This window comes from Rossellomorea vietnamensis (assembly GCF_008180415.1).
Classification (GTDB): Bacteria; Bacillota; Bacilli; order Bacillales; family Bacillaceae_B; genus Rossellomorea; species Rossellomorea vietnamensis_C.
In genome coordinates this window covers 15,930-34,182 of the sequence record NZ_VTEI01000019.1, presented here as the reverse complement: position 1 = coordinate 34,182, position 18,253 = coordinate 15,930, and the positions used below count along the sequence as shown (strand labels likewise).

Here is an 18,253-nt window from a genome sequence, read left to right as displayed (position 1 = left end):
ACAAGGGTGGTAACGCGGAGCTCCTTCGTCCCTTATGGGTGAAGGGCTTTTTTGTATTCTTTTTTAAAAGGGGGCAGGAAAATGGCAGTAGTAAAAGAGAAAATCCCATTAGAATTTCATAGAATGAGCAGAGCAGAACAACACGCATGCTTAGATAACTTCTTAAGCCGGCTTCACTTTAGAAGAGAAGTAAAGTCATTCTCAAAATCAGAAATACCTATAGAGATTATCAAAAATGCTATAAAGGCAGCAGGCACCTCTCCATCAGGCGCCAATCAGCAGCCCTGGTCGTTTGTATTGGTTTCCGACCCAAAAGTAAAAACTCAGATAATAAACGAAGTCAGGAGTGAAACCCCAACGCTGGTACAAGCACCCTATATTGTTGTGTTACTGAAACAGAAGTATGGACAGGAGAAGGATGTTTCTGGGAAGACGGTTAAGGTAAAGCACTATTACCCAAATGAATCTGTTGGGATTTGCGGAGGTTTCTTCATAACAGCATTAAATCAAGCGGGGCTTCATTATAACTTGCACAAACCCGTCAAATTATTGTCATCCATTCTCCAGCGTTCTGAAAAAGAAGAACCCTTTATGGTTTTTTCCATAGGGATAGCAGACGAATGGGAAGATAAAAAGCATCATAATCTGCAAGATTTTGTGTCCTTTGATTTTAAAGAAGAATCCAGAGAGTTCGAGATATCAGCAGTGCCATCCCATAAATCTGGTCCAGCTCTTTCCTCAGCAGATTACTATAACAGCATTAAAAAGCGGAGGAATATAAGGGACTTTTCTCAAGAAGAGATTCCCGCTCCTCTTTTTACAAAATCATTCGGGGCCCTGTACTCCAGTCCATTCTCTGATTCCTATAGGTTTGCTGTTATATCCAATGAGGAAACGAAAGCACTGATAAGGGAAAAGGCGGAAGAAGAGGAAAAGAAATTTTATGAAGAGAAAATAACTAATGAGTGGAGAGATGTACTAAAGCCGCTCGGCACAAACTGGGAAAAAGCCCATCTTACAGATGCGCCATACCTTATCATCGGGTTTAAAGTCAATAACGATATAGATCATGATTTATCATACTGGGATAAAAACCGTCCGATTGTTTCATCAGGTGTCAATACCGGCATCCTAATGAGTGCCCTCCATCATGCCAACCTGTGTATGCTGACCCATACACCGAGTCCGATGATGTTCCTGCGGGACCTTCTCCATAGGCCAAAAAACGAAGTGCCCATTGTAGTGATTCCAGTCGGATATCCAGCTGACCAGTGTCAGGTGCCGAATATAAACAAGAAACCACTGAGAGACATTTTAACAACTTTTACAGAAAGCGAAGGTGAACCATCATGAAAAATGGATTAAAACGAGAATTAGGAAAATGGCACGGTTACGCTTTGATGATCGGCGGCATGGTCGGCTCCGGAATATTTGTAGTAACAGGTGAAGCGGGAGCACAAGCTGGTCCTTCAGTGCCTTTTGGCTATGTAGTACTCTTACCAGTACTATTGTGTTCAGCACTCGCTTACTTGATTTTTATGAGCACTCCGCTTGGGAACAGTCCTGGCGGTGCATACGTTCATATCAGCCGGACCTTCAATAACTACTTTGCCGGATTCCTGTTCATGTGGTTTCAGTACATTGCTCTACTTGGCGTAATGGCCATCATGGCGATTTCATTCGGCGACTACCTTTCAAGTGTAATAGGAGCTGGTAACACTGCCATCTTAGCAACTGTTCTGCTGCTTGTATTTTACCTTTTGAATATTGTAGGGGTTAAATGGTTCGGTGTTGTACAGCTTGTCATGTCAGCCGTGCTTTTCATCGCCATCCTTGTCCTGGTAGTACCTGGAGTATTCTTCATTGAAACAGAAAACTTTTCACCTATGCTGCCAAATGGAGTGAGTGGGTTTATAGCCATCCTCCCATCCCTTTTCTTTGCTTACTTTGGGTTCGAGCAGCTGGCTCAGGCCGGCGGGGAAATGAAGAATCCGCAGAAAGCCATGCCAAGAACGATGCTGATAGGATCATTCGCAACAGTTATCATTTATTTCTTGATTTCCATCGTAGCATTTGGTGTTATTCCATACGATCAGCTCGCTCAATCTCAAAGCGCCATGTTTGATGTGGCTTCAGTATACCTGCCTGCAGGAGGGGAATGGATTGTCATGGTCGGCATCATAATGGCCTTTGCGACAACGCTGAATTCCTTGGTGATGGTCGTTTCAAGGATTCTATTCGCCTTTGCGGAAGACCGGGTAATCCCGGTTGGAATTGCCAAAGTGAATAAACGCTTTAACACACCTCATATAGCGATCACAATCAATACAGTTATTGTCCTGGGCCTTATATGGACAAGAACGCTGGATTACCTTTTAAACGTATCTTTGCAAGGGATGTTCCTGATGTACATCGGCCATGCCATTGCAATGATTGCACTGCCGTTCGTCAGGCCGGCATTATTCCAAAGTGCATTGATCAAACCAAAGCTGCCTTTGATTATCTGCTGCGGAGTCTTTTCTTTAAGTGTACTGGTATTCTTCAGCTACACCCTGATTTTCTCCGTCTTCAAGCTTTTACTGATCTGGTCTGCAGTCGGAGTGGTCATCTTCCTTTTAGGAAGAATACAAGGGAAGAACAAACAGTTTGATTATCACAAGCAATTAGAAAGTGCCTGGCAGCAAGAGAGCCTTTCACAGACTAACTAACAAAGAAGAAACCGGAACTCCACTATGGGGAACCGGTTCTTTTTTTTCAGCAAGAAAACATTGTTTTAAGCTTCATATAACCGTGCATAATTCTTGCATGCCGTGCCTCTGGAGTATTCGCATGCATTCTGGCCTGCAGCCTCTCCATAAATAACTGATCACAGCGGCAGGAGGGACCATATCTTCTATAACATTCATCGTGAGCCTTGCAGGCGGCATCAACCGCATTGACAGGAGCACCAGGTCCGCTGCACCCTGGACCGCAATAACGGTAACCAGGAAAAACACAGAACCCCTTGGGTTTCCTGCGGATTCTTTCAGGCGGATACATCTCATTTCCTCCTTTTCTTCTTATGCTACAGACTATGCAGACAATCCCTTCACGGCTTGTTCGGCAGCCTATAAAAATCTCAAATTTCCAACACCCGGGACGTCCGTTGATACAAGGCATACTCCTTATACATAAGATGCATTGAGAAACTCTTTGAGAGGAGGACCATTATGTTCGGAAACTTTGAAAAGAAGACAGGTGTCAAAATGGACGACATTATGAAGCTTGCTCAGTCATTCCAAAACACGAACTTCAAAGATGAAAAACAAGTCAGAACCATGATTAAAAAAGTCTCATCTCTGGCAGGCAAGCCGGTTTCAAGAGAAAAAGAAGAGATGCTCGTTAAGGCGATCACAAGCGGGAAAGTACCTAAGGATATGAATGAAATACAGAAGATGATGAATAAGAAGAAATAATACAAAAACAGCAGCCTGAAGAGGGCTGCTGTTTTTTTTCAATTGATCACCTCAGATATTAACGGTTGTTTATTAAGCAGAAATACCTGTAAACTTATCAGTGCGACATAACAAGAAAGGTTGGTACATAATGAAAAAGCTTTTACTGGCCGGAGGGGGCCATTCTCATATACAGGTACTAAAGAGATTAAAAGAAGAACCCTTAAAGGAAGTTGACATAACTCTGATATCACCATCCAACTATCAGTACTTTCCTGAACTGTTTCCAGGATATGCTGAAGATAGATACGCAGAGAAGAGGATTAGAGCAGATTTGGAAAAACTTGCAGAAGATGCAGGAGTCAAATGGAAAGAGGGAGCTGTACTTTCAATAGATCCGGGACAGAAGCTGGCATTGACAGCAGAAGGAGAGATTCTGGAATTTGACATCATCTCGTTGAATATCGGTTCAATGACCAGTGGAACTGATAAAATTTCCCTTTCTGAAAATATTTATACGATTAAACCTAATTATCAATTCACAACTGCTGTTAAAACCTTCCGCGGAGTTAACAATCCCGTCATCATCGGGGAAAATGCTGCTGCTGTTGAAATAGCATCATCTGTGCAAGCCTGGCGTACAAAACAGCATCTACCCAACCCCATCACGGTCATTGCCCAAAACAGGCTGCTCCCTGAAATGAAAGAGAACATTTCCGAAGCTATAGCCAATAGGCTCAGGGAAAGCGGGATTATTCTGTTTGAAGGGGAAACCATTAAGAAAATGGAAGAAAATAAAATCTTTCTAAATTCAGAAGAAATCTCTTTTGATAAGCTGCTTTGGTTACAGAAACCAAAAGCACCGGATCTTTTTAAGCTTTCAAAGCTTCCTGTCGATGAAAACGGTTATTTATCTATCGAGAAAACCCTCCAGATAAAGGAGTATCCATTCATCTTCGGTGCAGGTGAGGGCGCAGTTATAAAAGAACATCAACCTTTTACCCATTCGCTCTATACTTCCAGAAAACAAGGAGATGTATTATTTACCAATATTAGAGGGTTTCTGGATACAGGTGAAGGGGAGTTGGTTGAGGAGCTGCATATACCAATTCTTTTAGAATTAGGAAATAAACAGGGAGTTGCTGTATTCAGAAACCGGCCGTTATTCGGTAAGATACCTTGGGCTTTGAGACAGATTCAGAATAAAAAGCTTTTGAAAAACTAGAAGAAAAGCTTCTTTCTCGTATTTACTGCATACCTTTATATAATGAGGGGGTGCAGAAATGAAACTGCCTGCTATCGATCTCGGCCTGATGGCTGAACATCTGACTGCCCATGAGGGAGTCATTTTCAAACTGCAGACTTATTATCAAAATGTTCAAAACCCATTATTGAAAAGAGTGCTGAAAAGCCATATAGACACTTTACAAGTCCATGTTGCTGTCATGATTTCCCTGATAGATCCCAATCGAATCCATAAAGTGCAGCTGCCTGAAATAAGTGAAATCCTTTTTACTGAAACACTAGGCGAATTACAGCCTTGGGAAAAAAACATCGCATTGGAAGGAAGTTTTACAGCAAAATCAATGGGAACCAACAACTTTAATTCGGCAGCTATGATGAAAGATGAAAATGTAAAAAACATTCATCTTCAAATGTCTTACCAGGACATTCATTTTCAAAAGATGTATAACAAATTGATCACAGCTTCCGACGGTGGGTTTGTGCCTATGGCTTCAAAGGATATGCAGTGGATGACAGTACAGAAATATCAGCATTTATTATCAAATAACTATTAAGCTGCTTCTAAGGACCTGTTTTGGCAGCTTTGAATACACAATATTATTCCAACTGGCATGAAATGAATATGGAATGGACTATGAAATTACTCAACCAGTTAAACTTTTTATCAGATCTTAGTCGGTTTCAAGGAGCGCTGTAGAGACCAGTTCGCCCTAAATTCAGAGCTGAATTGGTCTCAAAGAGACGGTAGAGACAGGTTCTACTGAATTACTAAACCGAAAAGCAAGATAGAAATAATATCTTACAGCAAGGCTTTCTGATACATTAAAGTGCCTTTTTTCGTACCATAGAACACTTGTTCGTAAATAATTCTTTTGTTGAAAAGCAGATCTGCAAACTTAGTGTTCATTTTTTCTAATTAATAGGAGCCGATAAAATGAAATATTTCTATATGGCTTTATGAAATTAAACCTAATAGTTAAAAAGTAAATATCGTGAATTTATTAAGGAAATTATAGCTAGAAGTATTAAAAGATAATGAGACACACTTTTATCTGGCAGGCACCAATGAATTTATATGGCAGAGCCGGATCTGTGATAGAGAAATTTAAAAAGAGTGAAGAGGTTATGGCAACCAGGGGTAATCATTTATGGTCTCTCTGAATTTCTTCTTAGTTTACATAACATATATTATAGGAAGCAAGGTAAAATGAAGTTATTTTGTCTCATAACCAAAGAATACTATTAATATTGAGACGAAATAAATATTTTGGCAGAGATCAAACTTCCTATAATATACGTTATTAAGAAGAAATTTTCGAGCATGTTCCCAATAATTTTTCCGGATAACATTCTGGTGTTGTTCCGATAATTCTCATGAGATAGAATTTGTTGGTACATCCAGATAATTATTATTTGGACGTTTAATTCATAGAATTCAGCATGAGTTGCATGAATTTTTGCTCTACCTCTAGGTTGAACAAAATTACTCCAGTAATACCCTTTCCAGTTATGAAAGCAATTTAACCTTTTTTCACAGCTTCCTGAAGGATCATAAGCGGTCAACGCTATTGTAGGATTCGAATCCCTCCCTTCTGCGCCGCTTTATCCAGCAGCAGACCCTTCAACATCATGGTAAACATCGGTCGGTCTATCCGCCGATCTCGAGTTTGAAATCGTTCTCGAAGTTCTGCTTAAAAGAAAAAATAATGTCATCTGACTTCATGTCAGCATTCAATCACCTAAGATGGATAGCAAGCTTCCGGTTTACAGGAACCTGGAAGAAGTTCAAAAGCTCTTACGCTCCCTGGAACAAGATGAGCGCCCCCTCTCGCTTCGAAATTAAGCGATGTTAATACTGCTGGGGACCACGGGAATGAGACGGCAGGAACTGATTGGGAAAAGGAACACCTCCTTCCCCTTCACTCCATGATGATTCCACTATAAAAGAAGTATAAAGCTTCTTTACTGGAGCATCAGAATCATCCGCTCGAGCCGTATTCCTTAATTCACGCGGACAAGCCATCAACCCTCGAGGAATGAATGTCATATTTAAAGAGGTTCTTGTAAAAGCTGGCCTACCTCCAAACCGCTTTAAGTTGCACCATTTGCGCCACACAATTGCATCTTTGCTACTGCAACAAGGAAAAGCTGAGACAGTCGATGAGCAAGGGAATGTAAACTATATCAATAAAGATAAGGTTGAACTTCGAACGCTACAGAAACTACTGTGTGATGACATTCTCATTAACTATGTAGTTACTTGTTCCTGGAGACGTTTCTAGTCTTAAACAATTCCCTGAAGATTATAAAGAGGTCTATTTACTTTGATAAAAATAATAGAAAAGGCACCTCCATACTTAAACAATCAAAGATTCTAATTTTCTAAAAATCATAGAGAATCATACGACCTACTGCACTGACCTTCAAATCACTTTCTAAAGCTGATATTTCACTTTGCGCATCTTCTCCTTAGTTCCAAAACCACATTAAGCCATTATAGGTATATTCCTTTGCTGCAAGTCCGTCGTGTGAGTATCCATCCTTAATACGAAGTGCAATATTTCCGTATTCTTCATTATCGGCCAATATGAAATTCCCACTCGACATACCAAGCATGCCTTCAATCTGACTTGTGAAATTTCCGTATTCAAAGTCCTCTGTACCAGTAATCGCGTAGATGAAGTAATCATCCGGGCTGTGACCGGAGGCAGTCACTGCCGCATCTACATCATTGTCCTCATAATCCATCGCACCGCTCATAGGCAGGAAATATCTAAATTCGTCCAGACCATTCACTAAGGTGTACCATGTGGTAACAGATCCCATCGAAAATCCACCAAATGCACGGTGGTCTCTGGAATTCTTAATATCCTCAGGGGATGTGCTTTCCGCATAAGTCGAGTAAGTTCCTTCCACAGCAGGAATCAGGTCAATTATCAGTTCATTATGATAATTGACCGTCAGAGTATAAAACGCCAACGTGTAGTCTGCACTGTCCTCAGGACTTTCATTATTGTATGTAGGGCATACAATGATAAGCGGTTCTACCTCTCCATTTTCTATGGCATGATCAATGACATTCTTAAAGGAATTCGGATTATCCGGAGTGCCAAGGGTCGTTGTTTCATTACTCCAGCCGCCATGCATAAGATAAAGAATATTGTACTTATTTTCTTCAGAGTACCCATATGGCAGATATACGATTGCCCTTTTTGTTAACTCCTTACTTTTCTGTTCATATGTTTTCGATTCATAGGTACTGTAGGTAAGCTCCAACAAGTTTCCCTTCTGATTTGCCGCTTGGTAATACTCTCCCGGAATAGCATCCAGTTCCTGCGGAACTGGATGCTCACCGCTTCCTTTGTTCATGTCAACATCTGCCTGCTGTACTATTTCAATCGCTGTATTATCCTTTACTTCAGAGACAGAGGTACCATCCGAAGCTTGCCGGTTGTTACATGCGGCAAGTACCCCGATAAGAAACAGCGGTACTAACATAATTCCGAGTAATCTTTTCCCTCTCATTCTCCATTCCTCCTCAGTCCATCTGGTTCTCCCAGAATTTGACGGCATGATCTATCCACCCTTCTGCAATTGTCCCATCGCCAAGTCCGAACCCGTGCGGAAGTCCATCAAATATTTCAATCTCTGTGTCAGTTCCATTTGCACTGATTTGATTAATACGACTCTCCATTGTGTGATAGCTTGCAATGCCGTCGCTTGTCCCCACATTTGCATACGTCGGCGGCTCATTTCCATTCACCTCGGAAAGTCCCGTATATTGCATGATGACCGCTCCAGGTCTCGGGTATTCTGCTTCTCCAAAGGCTGCTGTTCCGTATGATCCAAGCCAAGCGGCCATCCGCGCTCCAGCAGAGCCTCCCCACAGGGAATAGTCCACCGTGTCCACCTCTAGTTCATCCTCATGTTCATGAATAAGAGCAATCGCTCGTGCAAGATCCTCTCGGGCTGTCTCCGCTCCCGGACGGTAAATCAATGCGAATGCATTATATCCCTTTTTCGATAATTCCAATGCATGCGGAAAGCTGTCATGCATGCCTCCTACATATACAAAGCCGCCACCGGCATTCACAATGGCAAATTTCTCGTCCGAATTCCCTCGAAAAAAGAAAAGTCCGGTATTTTCCTTTTCAGGATCAGCTTCTTTTTCTTCATCCGTGTAGATGTCATAAAAAATCTGTTCTCCTGCCTCTGCTTTGGTTTTCATATAATTTACTATTTCGACTGTCCGATCTGGATTGACATAGTTGTACCAGGTAAGGATGCTACCGACCTCACCCAGAGTCATACTTGTGTCAATCCTCCTATCGGCGGGAAAAATCAGTCTCCCGTATTCTTCAAAGGCAGGTTCATCAATGACATCCCATATTTTTGTGTCCACTGTGTAGCTTATCTCTATATTGTCCTTTGTGGATCCCTCGGTATCCTCTATTGCTTCTGTACCGGATTCTTTCACCGTATCCTGTTTTTCGTTGATAGTTTCACTGGTTGTTTCTTCTCTCGATGAAGAAATCTGCTCATCTGTCGTGTTTTTATCGCATCCAGTAAGAAGTACAATGAATATCAAAAAGAGGGCTAATACCATTTTGTACTTACTATTTTGATTTTGCACACTACCACCTCTTTCAATGTTCTCCTAAAGCCAATCCCATAATTGTTTCCTCATGACTGTATATAGAAAAAGCGTGTGTTATTAATTCACACGCTTTTCTATGGATTCAACACCTTAATAAACTACAGTATTTAGGCGGAAAAAATATTAATTATCAAGTTTATGTGTCCCAATCCATTTCACCATTTCAGGATTTCTGTAAGAAAGAACAAACTTTCTTTTGTATCTAAGGTAGGAATTTTCTCGATCACTTATAAAGAGTAGTTTAGATATTAATTAAGATTGAGATATTGGCTGAAGTTGTAAAACCTTGTTTATTAAGTGACTTACTAATTGAGTTTAGAAAAATATTATTATGTTCTATTGTTTTTCCGAAGGATTGGATAAGCTTTATGGCTAGTTCTTTATTCAATCCTTTATGGTGCCCTGACATTCCAATTTTGAAAATTTTATTCCATCCATAAACTCTACAATACATTGAGCGCAACGCTCACTCCCTATCCCCAGAGTAAAACACTTGTCAACAAGTTCTTTCGCTAATTCCATTTGCATTGAATAGTTAGTGGGTATTTGTTTTATCTCGTTTTTATAGGTTCCTATTTCTATTAACTTCCTGTATTCATTTATTAATAAAGGAACATCTTCAATATCACCATTATCAATAACTTTTTGAATCTTTTCAAAAAACATACCTATCATAATTAATCGATCCGTCAAAAAGTAATTTCGATTTTGTAAAACTTCTATGATAAAAATACGCAACTCCCAGAAATACATTTCTATATTTATATCTGTCTGCGTGTCTGGAGTCAGCTTTTGACCAATAATCCTTTTCTTAACAACTACCTCTTCTTTTTCAACAAATTCTAGCTTTTCTGGATTTAATAATGCTATTCGTGCAGCCTCTGGACATGATATGGTTGCTGAACGTTCAATAGTATCATTAACCAAATTAAATACTCTTGGATAATTCGCACAAGTATTAGATAAAAAGTCCTCACCTAATTGAAGTTGAATGCCGCATAGTTTATCATTTGTTAAAAAAGAACAAGCGCCTGATTTGTTCATTTTTAATTCTGCATAATTTTGTTCGGTTGGGTCCGATTGATTTTTGGTTATATTTTCATCAAGTGATTTTCTTAGTTCTTGATTATTAACTTTTTCATACTCTTTATATGTGGATTGGTCAATTGAAATCTTCCATCCTACACAGCAAGTATCTTCACATTCTGAGCCAATACATGCGAATTTTTCCATATATAATGGCTCTAGTATTCTTTGTTTTGTTTTATTCATGTTAGCATTGCTCCTATTTTGCAAACTACCTGTCTCGTTGGTCAAATAAGTACTACATTATTCAACACTCCTAACGAGGGAAACATATGATAGATTTGTTCAAATCATTTTCTAACAGCAATCAAGATTATACTTGTTGCTTATGAGGCTTCTTCCAAAAAACTTATTCTGCCTTTTATGATTAATTCTCATTTAACCATTTAGATACTTGTTCCTGGTTATCTAATAAATCTTCATCTTGAATACTGAAACTTTTGACCACACTCGCATCCGGTGCGAGTTCCTCAATACGTTCTATCGTATTACCCTCACCATACCCGGCATTGGTTGAGAAGGGATAAATTGTTTTTCCTGACAAATCAGAACCATGATCCAGTAGGAAAGAAATCATAGGATTAGATAGAGTCATTGTCCAGGTTTGATACCCTAAATAGACTGTATCGTATTGGGATAAATCAGGAATGTCTGTATTAATGTCAGGATATTCTTGATTATCTCTTTCTTCGTTAGCTCGTTCTACTGCTTCACTATAATCTGAAGGATATGGATCTGTAACCGTTAATTCCAACATATCTGCACCGGATTCATTGTAGATCATTCTCGCAAGATTTTGGGTGTTACCTGATCTTGAAAATAGATTATTATGCTATCAGCTTCATCTGAAATAATGCGTGTAGGCTCTTCCTGTGCATTCGTGTCCTCTCCATCTGATTGTGCTCCACGACCATACTCAGTTTCTATAATTGGCAATGTAGAATTTTGTGTTCCTGAGGGTAACCCAGTTTCCGAATTGTTATTCGGTAAACTGGGTGTTTCTTTAGGTTCACTATTTTGGCAGCCAACTAGAATGAAACTAAAAACTACACCCACTGTTAATATTGCCCGCTTTATCATACTCACTTCCTTTTTTGTTAAACCTGATTATCTTACCTTTAGATTACTTCTTGCCAGTCTTCTCCACTTTCTTCCTTTGTACAAATTTAAGCACATAATGAGTACCGCTTATATAAATTCCCATAATGGCTAGATGATCTATTAAAAATCTTAAAAAGGAATCATCAGTACCCCAGCCAAACGGATTATATATGGTTAACTTGGAACTCATCTCTCTATCAAAAGAAGTCTGCACGCCGTAAACAACAATCATTACTGCTATAAAACGCAAAATAATGGTGCGTATGCGACTAGTCTGTGTAATCCCACTCATCTTTCCTACTGCATTAATAATTGTCCTCCACGACATTCCTATATGTACTGCCATCAAGATAAATGCCCAATAGGAAGTCAATACATGTATTTCTCTCCATATCATGTCGTTATTAACAGAAACAAAAGGGAGTAAATCACTGGAAATTGGTAAAGAGCTTATCACTATGGTTACTATAGACATAAGAAAAAGCAAATTGACTGTTATGCTTAATATACGCCGGATATTATATTTCCCTTTAGCTATGGCCTTATACCATTTTCTATTCAAAATATTATGGACAATAAATAAAAGAAATAGGCAAACCCCGACTACTTCATGAATTGTATTCCCAGTAATATGATAAGCCATTGCCACTAACATCAGAATGGTCATGGTTAAATCAATTACCAATCTAATTGCTATATTCCGGTTCAAATATTTCATCCTCTGCTTATTATTAATTAATTCTTCTAATCGAATCAGTTTTCCAACTGCTTAAGAAAAATTGTCAAAAGAGTATTTTGTATTATTTCAACTTTTTCCTGACCTTCTAATTCAATATTCTCATTACTTCTTTCAACATTGGAAGTTGATTTATCTAAGTGAGCTGCTACCTCTCTTATCTCCCATTCATCTGTAGAAACACCTGAAATTGGAGACTCTGTAGTTTTTTCAGTTAATCCAGCGAGCTCTTCAAGGTCGTAATTCTCCATTTCTTCCAGCTTATAAAGAAAATTGTCTCTCTCTTGATTAGCATGGCAAGACATACAGCGACCAAGATCTTCCTCTTCATTTACAGTTCCATTGGGAGCGAATGACTGAAAAGCCCATTCTCCATTATGTTGTTCATCTAACAGTTCCGGGTCAAGATCTGAGCGCTTTTCCATCACAAAAATACGGTCAAGTTCACCATCCTCATAAATATCAAGGGTAATTACAGTACCACTTGGAATCGGCTCCCCATTCTGAACCGCTTCAATTGCTTCCCTACTTGTGAAAAGTTCCTCATAAGCGTTTCCTCGTGTAACTGTTGTGTAAAGAACTCCCTCTTTATAATCTTCAGGGAATTGAATAAGACTAGACCCGTCTTCCGTAGGATCCCCTTGCGAAACATCCTCCGTTGTCTCTTGTTGGGCTCTATCATTTTTTGGAACATCATCCATCGATTCTTGTTGGGTATCGTTATTGTTACTGCAAGCTATAAGAGTAATGGACATCCCAAGTAATATAAAGAGCTTATATAATATTTTTTTCACACTGTTCCTCCTCCAAGTTTCTATATAATGATTGGGTAAAAGCTTTAGATGATCATTGTTATTAAATCCTATACTCATTATGTAACAGGAGAAATCACGCCTGGTATCATAATCGTATTAAATAATTGCCTAATCTTCTCAAAATATCTTACCGAAAAGTAAACTGGTTGATTAGGCGCATTTTCAACATGCATATACGAGAGATAAGAGTTGAAACTCTAGGTATCTTTAATTTCAAGAAAAAGTCGATGTTCCAAGAAGGAAATCGACTTTTTCTTTTTATATGAAAACGAGTATTAAATATCAAGCTTACGTGTACCGATCCACTTCACCATTTCAGGATCCCTATGTGAAAAGAATAAACTCTCCTTAGTATCTAACGTGGCGATTTGATCCATATCCTCTTGTCTTAATTTAAAGTCAAAGATATTAATGTTTTCGATAATTCTTTCCTTATGAACAGACTTTGGAATCGCAATAACTCCTCTTTGTGTCAGCCAACGCAACACCACCTGAGCGACAGATTTATTATACTTTTCCGCTATCGACACGAAAATTTCGTTATGGAACATGTTATTTTTCCCTTCAGCAAATGGTCCCCAAGACTCAATCTGAACATTGTTCTCTAACATGAATTGTGCACTTTCTATTTGTTGGTTGAAAACATGTGTTTCAACCTGGTTAACCGCAGGAACAACTTCATTATGAAGCATTAAATCAATCAGACGGTCTGGATGGAAGTTACTCACTCCAATAGCTTTGATTTTTCCTTCACGATATAGTTCTTCCATTGCTCGCCAAGATCCGTGTACATCTCCATAAGGCTGATGAATCAAATACAAATCCAAGTAATCTAATTGCAGTCTTTCCATTGAATTTGCAACTGCCTTCATTGTGCCTTCGTAACCAGCATCCTGAACCCATAGCTTCGTGGTAATAAACAATTCTTCTCTAGGAACACCACTCCGCTTGATTGCTCGTCCCACTGCTTCTTCATTTAGATAGGATGCAGCAGTATCGATGAGACGGTATCCTGCCATAATCGCATCATAAACAGCTTGTTCACATTCATTTTCATCTTGTATCTGAAAAACCCCAAAACCTAGAATAGGCATTTCTACACCATTATTTAAAGTTACCTTTTGCATATAAAATCCTCCTGTTTTCACTTGTAAATTATTTTCCTGCCCTTTTTGCGTATTCTGCCGGATAGCGATCTCCCGCTACTTCAATTTTTGTTAAGGAATCATTCAACTCATTAAGTTCCTCAGAGCTCAGTTCAATATCATTTGCCCCAAGATTTTCTTCGAGGCGGTTCAACTTCCTAGTGCCTGGAATCGGAACAATCCAAGGCCTCTGAGCAAGTACCCATGCAAGTGCAATTTGAGCGGGCGTTGCATCTTTACCTACAGCAATCTTTTTTACTATGTCGACCAATACCTGGTTTGCTTCAATATTCTCAGGTTTGAAACGAGGTACTATACTACGAAAATCCGAGCTGACGAACATTGCATCTTTTTTAATTGTTCCAGTAAGGAATCCCTTGCCCAATGGACTAAAAGGAACAAAGCCAATTCCTAACTCTTCAAGGGCAGGTAAAAGCTCATCCTCAGGATTTCTCCACATCATTGAATATTCACTTTGAATGGCAGTAAGTGGATGAACCGAGTGTGCACGGCGAATCGTTTCTACCCCTGCTTCAGAAAGTCCCCAATGCTTAATTTTACCTTCCTTAATCAGGTCATGTATTACTCCGGCTACCTCTTCAATCGGAACACCTGGATCAACCCGATGCTGATAGTAAAGATCAATGGTGTCTACCTTCAGCCGTTTTAGCGATCCTTCAATGGATTGCCTGATACGCTCCGGCTTACTGTCAAGAACCTGCTTACCATTTTCCAATTGAATTCCAAATTTTGTAGCGATCGCAACTTTACCTTTGAATGGAGCAAGGGCTTCCCCTACCAATTCTTCATTGATATATGGACCATATACCTCTGCAGTATCGAAAAAAGTAACACCACGGTCAATCGCCTCATGAATAAGCGAAATCATCTCTTTCTTGTCCGCAGCAGGCCCGTAACCATAGCTCATTCCCATGCATCCAAGTCCGATGGAGGAAACCTCAATGTCACTGTTTCCTAATTTGCGTTTTTTCATGTATGATTCAACTCCTTAACCTAATATGATAGAAGGATAAAAAACTGCGACTGACTCCTTTATTATGCAATAAAAAATCTAAAACCTTTAGATTAATCCTGCTAAAATATTGCCTAATCCTCTCACGATAGTTACATTATGTGATAATATGTATTAAAATTGACTTAGAAATATTGAATCAAGGAGGTATTTATGTCCGAACAGATTGATAAACAACGTGCTGAAATTACCCAATATATTGAAAGTTACACAGGTAGGGATGGAGCTGTTGCGACTGCTATTCCTTCTTTATCTTTTATTCGTTTTTCAGAGGTAACAGGTCCAGTTTACGGGGTTTACAAACCATCATTATGTATTATCGTTCAAGGCAGAAAAGAGGTATTGCTGGCACAGGAGAGCTATTTATACGGTCCTGCCAATTACCTTGTTGCATCCGTTAACTTGCCAATTGTCGGACAAGTTACAGAAGCCTCTCCCGAAGTTCCTTATCTTGCCCTCAAACTGGAATTCACACCGAGTGAAATATTGGAGGTATTACGTGAATACCAAATGGGAGTTGAAAAGAAGGAAAGTGCTAAAAGAGGTATGTATGTCAGCAATCTAGAGACGTCTTTGTTAGACGCGGTAGCGAGATTAGCTCGTTTGCTGGACACTCCGAAAGACATCAAGGTACTAGCTCCTCTGATCAGAAAAGAAATTATCTACAGGGTTCTGCAAGGAGAAAATGGGGGCCTGCTGAAACAAATAGCACTAGAAGGAAGTTCAACATATCAAATCAGTGATGTAATCCAACATATCATGAACAACTATGCTAAATCTTTCAAGATTGAGGAACTTGCGGAAATAGCAAATATGAGTGTCTCTTCCCTACATCGGCACTTTAAAGAGGTAACAGCAATGAGCCCCATTCAATTCCAAAAACAACTGAGACTTCAAGAAGCCAGAAGCCTGTTATTATCTCAATCAGCAGATGCAGCGGAAGTTGGCTTCCGTGTTGGCTACGAAAGTCCTTCCCAATTCAGCCGTGAATATTCGAGGATGTTTGGTTTACCGCCAATAGAAGATATTAAGCGCACGAGGGATAAATATGGTCAAAAGGTAAAGGCTTGATAACCACTCACTGATTTCATTTAGTTTAGTGAATTTTAGCGAATATTAGCGCAGATACATTCAAAACAATACAAAAAAGTGCATAATCCCATCTCGGATTAATGCACTTTTTTCATTCTATAGTTTACCTATCAATACATATAACGTTAATTATGCGAATAAAAAATAAGATCTTTAAGATTAAACGTAAAGCATTCCATTCCATTATTATTCACTAGTCCCTATCCCAACTGAATGGATAGGTTTCAAGGAGTGGCTACAAAGTATTGGGAAAATAAACTTTACTGGTTCAGCTTCCTTCAGCAAAGTAAGAAGTTTGCTGAAAAGGAGCAGATAAACCAAATGCTCCTCAATGCTTGCCAAAATTCGAATAGCATTACAGTCAATTTCATACGTGAGGGATAAAAAAACAACCATTCCATTTAGGAAGGCTGTGATTAAATTATTTTATGCTCTGTTTTATACTATCTTTCTGAGATTCTGCGAAAAACTCTTCTTTTAACAATCCATAATAAGCTAAATCGTAGAATTGACCAAAACGAGCTACGTGCTGTTTTAACGTTCCTTCGTATTTCAGCCCTACACTCTCCATAATCCTCCAAGAACCAGGATTAGAAGTAAATGATGCTGCGAAAATTTTGTTTAGGTGTAGTTGATTGAATCCATATTCCAATAATGCTTTAGTAGCTTCTGTTCCGTATCCTTTGCCCCAGTACTCTCTCCCGATCCAATATGCTAATTCTCCACGACTAAACGGTTCTGATAGATTAATATTTATAAGACCAATTAGAAGATTTGATTCTTTCTCTTTAATTCCAAAGGCTACAATTTTATTATTCTTTTCTGCACTCAGAACACTTTCAATAAAACCTACTGCCGAACCTTCAGTGTAGGGATGAGGAATATTTAAAGTAGATTTGGCTACTTCAATATCACCAGCCATTTCTTCAATTCTTCCTGAATCATCAATAGTTAATGGTCTAAGTAACAATCTTTCTGTGTCCAATTTTCCCATTAGAAGCTTCCCCTTTTTATTGCCTAAATTCAACTAAGCTGAAATAGTTGTTAATATAATACCATAAAAAGTAAATCTTTCCTTATGATTTATTAAAAGCAACAACAATCTTTACGAAAAGAGCCTTCTATTAAGTCAGTTTGACCTACCATTTTTCATTTAATGTTCAGTTAACCTGCTCCTTTAATTGAGCAATCAAATAGGCGACTGCATGTTACCCAAATGCTCCTGGCTGCTTAATAACTTTTCTCCTTTTCGGTATTAAGGCTTGGTATAATTGAAAAAAAGCCTTTCTTTATTAGCCCAAAAAGTGCGAACCCAATTACGCCCCCTAGAGTATTAACAATTAAATCGTCCACATTAAATCCCCGCCCCATTACAATGCCTATATGTCCAAAAGTGAATTGAATAGTTTCAATAGTAAGACTTACAAGAAAAATAATTAAAAATGTTCTAGATGTTCGTTTCACTTTAAACAATAAAGATAAATAAATACCAAGGGGCATTAACAAAATCATGTTGAGAAATGTTAACTTAAAAGAATTCCAAAAAAACCAATCCAAACCATTAGTGCGATACATACTAAAAAGGTCACCAATAAAATAAAATGGAATTAATTGAGTAGTTGGTAGAAAGTCCTTTTATGGTGGCAGTACGATACCTCCAGTAGTAAGTTGCATTACATTTAGTAGATAGTAAACAAAACTATAAAAGACCAATCGTCTTGCTATATCCGTGGATTTATTTTTAAAAAAATCCACCGAGATATATAACAATAAAAGTAGAGATCCAATAACAACAACATCTTACGCTGTATACATTTACTTCCTCCAAAATCTTTTTCTTATTTAATTATCCTGCCCCGTTAGCCGAAGATAGTTATATTTGTTGACGTAAACGAACGAGGCGGCTGCT

General features: G+C 38.8%; 18 protein-coding genes and 2 pseudogenes. 8 read left to right on the top strand and 12 right to left on the bottom strand.

All coding sequences use genetic code 11. The annotated features are described in order from the left end of the window. Positions 1 to 81 precede the first annotated feature (81 nt). Both FZC78_RS21435 and FZC78_RS21430 read left to right on the top strand, forming a co-directional pair. On the top strand, positions 82 to 1,353 hold the full coding sequence (locus FZC78_RS21435; RefSeq protein ID WP_148942114.1) for a nitroreductase family protein: 1,272 nt from the start codon (positions 82 to 84) through the stop codon (positions 1,351 to 1,353). Further along, on the top strand, positions 1,350 to 2,708 hold the full coding sequence (locus FZC78_RS21430; protein WP_148942113.1) for an APC family permease: 1,359 nt from the start codon (positions 1,350 to 1,352) through the stop codon (positions 2,706 to 2,708). Before FZC78_RS21435 ends, FZC78_RS21430 begins: the two co-directional genes overlap by 4 nt. 46 nt (positions 2,709 to 2,754) lie before the next feature. On the opposite strand, the gene FZC78_RS21425 is transcribed toward FZC78_RS21430, so the two are convergent. Beyond that, positions 2,755 to 3,039, bottom strand: a complete 285-nt coding sequence (locus tag FZC78_RS21425; RefSeq protein WP_148942112.1) for a phospholipase — start codon at positions 3,037 to 3,039, stop codon at positions 2,755 to 2,757. A 170-nt stretch (positions 3,040 to 3,209) separates the two neighbouring features. Here FZC78_RS21425 and FZC78_RS21420 point away from each other — a divergent pair, with 170 nt between their 5' ends. The 4 genes and pseudogenes from FZC78_RS21420 to FZC78_RS24795 form a co-directional block, all read left to right on the top strand. After that, the gene (locus FZC78_RS21420; protein WP_148942111.1) at positions 3,210 to 3,455 is read left to right on the top strand and encodes a stage VI sporulation protein F; all 246 of its coding nucleotides are present in this window, start codon (positions 3,210 to 3,212) and stop codon (positions 3,453 to 3,455) included. A gap of 130 nt (positions 3,456 to 3,585) precedes the next feature. Further along, entirely contained in the window at positions 3,586 to 4,659 is a 1,074-nt protein-coding gene (locus tag FZC78_RS21415; RefSeq protein WP_148942110.1) for an NAD(P)/FAD-dependent oxidoreductase, read from the top strand. A 58-nt stretch (positions 4,660 to 4,717) separates the two neighbouring features. Beyond that, the gene (locus FZC78_RS21410) at positions 4,718 to 5,233 is read left to right on the top strand and encodes a hypothetical protein (protein ID WP_148942109.1); all 516 of its coding nucleotides are present in this window, start codon (positions 4,718 to 4,720) and stop codon (positions 5,231 to 5,233) included. Between the two features lie 1,434 nt (positions 5,234 to 6,667). Next, positions 6,668 to 6,961 (top strand): annotated as a pseudogene (locus FZC78_RS24795) (tyrosine-type recombinase/integrase); the annotation flags it as partial. Between the two features lie 187 nt (positions 6,962 to 7,148). Here the strand turns inward: FZC78_RS24795 and FZC78_RS21400 are convergent. From FZC78_RS21400 to FZC78_RS21365, 9 genes are all read right to left on the bottom strand, one after another. Beyond that, positions 7,149 to 8,204, bottom strand: a complete 1,056-nt coding sequence (locus tag FZC78_RS21400; RefSeq protein ID WP_187445051.1) for an alpha/beta hydrolase — start codon at positions 8,202 to 8,204, stop codon at positions 7,149 to 7,151. A 13-nt stretch (positions 8,205 to 8,217) separates the two neighbouring features. Further along, on the bottom strand, positions 8,218 to 9,312 hold the full coding sequence (locus tag FZC78_RS21395) for an alpha/beta hydrolase (RefSeq protein ID WP_187445050.1): 1,095 nt from the start codon (positions 9,310 to 9,312) through the stop codon (positions 8,218 to 8,220). A 408-nt stretch (positions 9,313 to 9,720) separates the two neighbouring features. Beyond that, positions 9,721 to 10,608: a flagellin lysine-N-methylase gene (gene fliB, locus FZC78_RS21390; protein ID WP_148942107.1), complete on the bottom strand. Its 888-nt coding sequence runs from the start codon at positions 10,606 to 10,608 to the stop codon at positions 9,721 to 9,723. A 181-nt stretch (positions 10,609 to 10,789) separates the two neighbouring features. Beyond that, complete coding sequence (locus FZC78_RS24050; protein WP_215727417.1) at positions 10,790 to 11,206, bottom strand: flavodoxin; 417 nt, start codon at positions 11,204 to 11,206, stop codon at positions 10,790 to 10,792. Beyond that, entirely contained in the window at positions 11,203 to 11,502 is a 300-nt protein-coding gene (locus tag FZC78_RS24045) for a hypothetical protein (RefSeq protein WP_215727416.1), read from the bottom strand. The genes FZC78_RS24050 and FZC78_RS24045 overlap by 4 nt, the downstream gene beginning before the upstream one ends. A 43-nt stretch (positions 11,503 to 11,545) precedes the next feature. Then, positions 11,546 to 12,232: a DUF4405 domain-containing protein gene (locus tag FZC78_RS21380; RefSeq protein ID WP_148942106.1), complete on the bottom strand. Its 687-nt coding sequence runs from the start codon at positions 12,230 to 12,232 to the stop codon at positions 11,546 to 11,548. 44 nt (positions 12,233 to 12,276) lie between these two features. Continuing rightward, complete coding sequence (locus tag FZC78_RS21375; protein ID WP_187445049.1) at positions 12,277 to 13,053, bottom strand: cytochrome P460 family protein; 777 nt, start codon at positions 13,051 to 13,053, stop codon at positions 12,277 to 12,279. 296 nt (positions 13,054 to 13,349) lie between these two features. Beyond that, positions 13,350 to 14,201, bottom strand: a complete 852-nt coding sequence (locus tag FZC78_RS21370; RefSeq protein ID WP_148942104.1) for an aldo/keto reductase — start codon at positions 14,199 to 14,201, stop codon at positions 13,350 to 13,352. A 28-nt stretch (positions 14,202 to 14,229) separates the two neighbouring features. After that, positions 14,230 to 15,213: an aldo/keto reductase gene (locus FZC78_RS21365; RefSeq protein ID WP_148942103.1), complete on the bottom strand. Its 984-nt coding sequence runs from the start codon at positions 15,211 to 15,213 to the stop codon at positions 14,230 to 14,232. A 192-nt stretch (positions 15,214 to 15,405) separates the two neighbouring features. Here FZC78_RS21365 and FZC78_RS21360 point away from each other — a divergent pair, with 192 nt between their 5' ends. Next, the gene (locus FZC78_RS21360; RefSeq protein WP_148942102.1) at positions 15,406 to 16,323 is read left to right on the top strand and encodes an AraC family transcriptional regulator; all 918 of its coding nucleotides are present in this window, start codon (positions 15,406 to 15,408) and stop codon (positions 16,321 to 16,323) included. 234 nt (positions 16,324 to 16,557) lie between these two features. Beyond that, positions 16,558 to 16,728, top strand: a pseudogene (locus tag FZC78_RS21355) (IS1595 family transposase); the annotation flags it as partial. A gap of 37 nt (positions 16,729 to 16,765) precedes the next feature. Here FZC78_RS21355 and FZC78_RS21350 read toward each other — a convergent pair. Next, positions 16,766 to 17,338, bottom strand: coding sequence for a GNAT family N-acetyltransferase (locus FZC78_RS21350; RefSeq protein WP_148942101.1), 573 nt, complete (start codon positions 17,336 to 17,338; stop codon positions 16,766 to 16,768). A 236-nt stretch (positions 17,339 to 17,574) separates the two neighbouring features. Then, positions 17,575 to 17,952: a VanZ family protein gene (locus FZC78_RS21345; RefSeq protein ID WP_286365515.1), complete on the bottom strand. Its 378-nt coding sequence runs from the start codon at positions 17,950 to 17,952 to the stop codon at positions 17,575 to 17,577. Positions 17,953 to 18,253: the final 301 nt, after the last annotated feature.